General features: G+C 71.5%; 3 protein-coding genes. All 3 read right to left on the bottom strand.

The genetic code is table 11. The annotated features are described in order from the left end of the window. Nucleotides 1-267: 267 nt before the first annotated feature. Genes ER13_RS16735 through ER13_RS16725 form a run of 3 tightly spaced genes read right to left on the bottom strand, consistent with a single transcriptional unit; the run spans nucleotide 268 to nucleotide 2733 of the window. Nucleotides 268-1713 (bottom strand): sensor histidine kinase, encoded by a 1446-nt coding sequence (locus ER13_RS16735; protein WP_081836271.1) that lies wholly within the window; start codon nucleotides 1711-1713, stop codon nucleotides 268-270. A gap of 10 nt (nucleotides 1714-1723) precedes the next feature. Next, on the bottom strand, nucleotides 1724-2404 hold the full coding sequence (locus ER13_RS16730; RefSeq protein ID WP_008263586.1) for a response regulator transcription factor: 681 nt from the start codon (nucleotides 2402-2404) through the stop codon (nucleotides 1724-1726). A 2-nt stretch (nucleotides 2405-2406) separates the two neighbouring features. Then, complete coding sequence (locus ER13_RS16725) at nucleotides 2407-2733, bottom strand: hypothetical protein (RefSeq protein ID WP_008259736.1); 327 nt, start codon at nucleotides 2731-2733, stop codon at nucleotides 2407-2409. Nucleotides 2734-3064 lie beyond the last annotated feature (331 nt).

The raw sequence follows: 3064 nt of genomic DNA, 5'->3' as shown, positions 1-3064 counted from the left end.
CAGCAGATTGTTCAGGCCCCGGCGCGCCGCCGTCAGGTCCGCGGACAGGATCATCCGCTTGACGGGGCCGACGCCGCCGGCCGGGGCTGACAGGCGGGTGAAAGCCCGGGGGAACAGGGCGGAGGCCCCCCGCGGGCGGCCCGCCAGGTCCCCGCACAGCGAGACCGGGGTGCCGGGGGCGGGGCGGGGCTTCTGGGGCGGCTCCCGGGGGCGCGGGGGGGGGGGGGGGGGGGGGGCGGCCCCCCCGCCCGCCGATGGCTCCCGCGCTCAGGCGCGCGCGGCGTGAGCCGCCGGCAGCTCCAGCACGACCTTCAACCCGCCCATGTCGCTGTCGCCCAGGGTCAGCCGCCCGCCATAGGCGCGCGTCAGGTCCTCGACGATCGACAGGCCCAGGCCTGAGCCGGGCGCGCTCTCGTCCAGCCGGGCGCCGCGCTTCATCACCGTCTCGCGCTGGTCGGCGGGCAGGCCGGGGCCGTCGTCCTCGACCACCACCACCATCTGGCCCAGGCCGTTCTGGCCGGCCGAGACGCGGACGCGGCGGGTGCTGAACTTGGCCGCGTTCTCGATCAGATTGCCCAGGATCTCCTGCAGGTCCTGGCGTTCGCCCAGGAAGGCCAGGTCGTCGGGCGCGCGCCAGTCGATCTCGGCGCCCTTGTCGCGGAACACCTGTTCGATCATGACCGCCAGCTCGTCCAGCACCTCGGGCACGGGGGTGGTCTCGCCCAGGCCGTGGGCGGCGCGGGCGGCGGCGCGGGCGCGGCGCAGATGGTGGTCGACCTGGCCCTGCATGACCCGGGTCTGGCGCCGCACCAGTTCGGGCAGCGGGCCTTCGGCGGTCCCCGCCTCGGCCAGCATGACCGAGATCGGGGTCTTCAGCGCATGGGCCAGGTTGCCGACATGGGTCCGCTGGCGCTCGACCACCTCCTGGTTATGGGCCAGCAGCCGGTTGACCTGTTCGGCCAGGGGCTGGATCTCCAGCGGATAGGACCGTTCGATCCGCGCCGCCTGGCCGTGGCGCACGGCCGCGATCTCGTTGCGCAGGTCATACAGGGGCCGCAAGCCGACCTGAACCTGAATGAAGACCGCCGACACCAGGATGAAGCCCAGGATCAGCAGGGCGACCCAGGTCAGGGTGGCGAACTGCCGGGTGTCCACGTCGACGTTGGACCGGTCGATGGCCGCGAAGAAGACCACCGGCGTCGTCCGTCCCGGCAGGGACTTCATGCTGGCCGCCACCCGCAGCGGCTCGCCCGCCGGGCCTGTGGCGTTATAGGTGATGGTCTGGCCATAGGCGTCGTCCAGCCGCCCCGGCAGGTCCGCCGGCACCGTCAGGTCCTCGCCGTACAGCGAGTCCGAGCGGGTGATGATCCGCAGGCCCCCGGCCAGGGTCGGCTCGGCCGTCATCCAGTACTTGCCGGAAAACACCCGCAGAGTGGGGGCGTCCATGATCTGGGGCGTCAGCACCTTGCCGCTCGCCGTCACCGTGCGCACCACCAGTTCGTCGGTGGTCTCGCTCAGCACGTTTCCTAGGCGGCGCAGGGCCGATTCCTGGAACTGGTTGGTCAGGACGAACCCGGTCGCCACCAGGGCCAGCAGAATCCAGCCGGCGGCCAGCCAGATCAGCCGCCGCGTCAGCGACCTGCCCGGCCGCCCGAACCAGCGGCCCCAGCCGCCGGGCGGCGTCCGACGCGCCCCAGCCCCCGTTTCGGTCATTGCGGCGTGATCACGCCGCCTCGGACTCGCCCGTCAGGGGCGCCAGGCGATAGCCCAGACCGCGCACGGTCTCGATCCGGTCGGATCCGATCTTCTTGCGCAGCCGGCCGATGAAGACCTCGATGGTGTTGGAATCCCGATCGAAGTCCTGATCGTACAGATGTTCGACCAACTCCGTGCGGCTGATGACCCGGCCCTGGTGCATCATCATATAGTGCAGCAGCCGGTACTCCAGCGAGGTCAGGCGCAGGGGCTCGCCGTTGACATTGGCCCGGGCCGCGCGCGGGTCAAGACGCAGGCCGCCGCACGACAGGGTGGCCGAAGCGATGCCGGCCGAGCGGCGCAGCAGGGCCCGCAACCGCGCCAGCAGTTCTTCGGTATGGAAGGGTTTGGTCAGATAGTCGTCGGCCCCGGCATCGAAGCCCGACACCTTGTCCGACCAGGCGCCGCGCGCCGTCAGGATCAGGACCGGCGTCGCCTTGCCCTCGCGCCGCCAGCGCTCCAGCACCGAGACCCCGTCGATCTTGGGCAGGCCCAGGTCCAGCACGATCACGTCATAGGGTTCGGTGTCGCCCAGGAACCAGGCCTCTTCGCCGTCGGCGGCGTGGTCCACCGCATAGCCGGCGTCGGCCAGGGCGCCCTTCAGCTGACGCGACAGGTCGGCGTCGTCTTCAACCAGCAGGACACGCATCGTCAGTCTTCTCCCACCACGCGGCCCGAGCGGGCGTCCACGCGAATATCAGCGACCCGCCCGCCGGGATATTCCCAGCGCACCACCACCGTGTCGCCGCGCGGGCTGACGCCCAGCATGCGTCCGTCGCGTCCGGCCCCGACCCGGCGCACCACGGCGCCCAGATCGGCGCGCGGCCCGTCGGCCGAGGGTCGGTCGCGCGAGGGGGCGTCGCGGCGCTGGTCCTGCTGCGGACGCTCTCGGTCCTGGTCGCGCGACTGCGCCAGGGCCTGGGTCGCGGGGACCAGGGCCATCAGGGCGGCGATCAGGAGGGCGCGGGTGCGGTTCATGAAGTCGCTTCTACGGGGCCGGCTCTGAACAGCCGCTGAACGGGGTGTTTGGAAACGGGCGATACGGCCGAAAAGCCGCACGTCCGTCGCATCTATAACAGAGATCGCGCGAACGGGTCTTCCTGCGCCGAAAAAATGAACGGCGGCTGAAACGCGGCGTTCAGATCGGGCTCAGGCGGGAGATGGCTTTCTGGGGACATCGCAGCCCCCGCCGGGGCGCCCCGCACCAGAAGGAACGATCCGATGCTGAACAAGAAAGTCTTCCTGCCCGCCCTCATCCTCGCCGCCGCCGCCTCGGCCGCCCTGCCCGCCGCCGCCCAGTCCTATGGCC

Source organism: Brevundimonas sp. EAKA, assembly GCF_000698025.1.
GTDB classification, from domain to species: domain Bacteria; phylum Pseudomonadota; class Alphaproteobacteria; order Caulobacterales; family Caulobacteraceae; genus Brevundimonas; species Brevundimonas mediterranea_A.
The sequence above is the reverse complement of the archived record's forward strand: the minus strand, read 5'-3'. Positions and strand labels throughout refer to the sequence as shown.

Bases quoted from the DNA above. Each gene is read 5' to 3' on its own strand.
- ER13_RS16735 (WP_081836271.1), bottom strand. From the start codon at position 1,713: ATGACCGAAACGGGGGCTGGGGCGCGTCGGACGCCGCCCGGCGGCTGG.
- ER13_RS16730 (WP_008263586.1), bottom strand. From the start codon at position 2,404: ATGCGTGTCCTGCTGGTTGAAGACGACGCCGACCTGTCGCGTCAGCTG.
- ER13_RS16725 (WP_008259736.1), bottom strand. From the start codon at position 2,733: ATGAACCGCACCCGCGCCCTCCTGATCGCCGCCCTGATGGCCCTGGTC.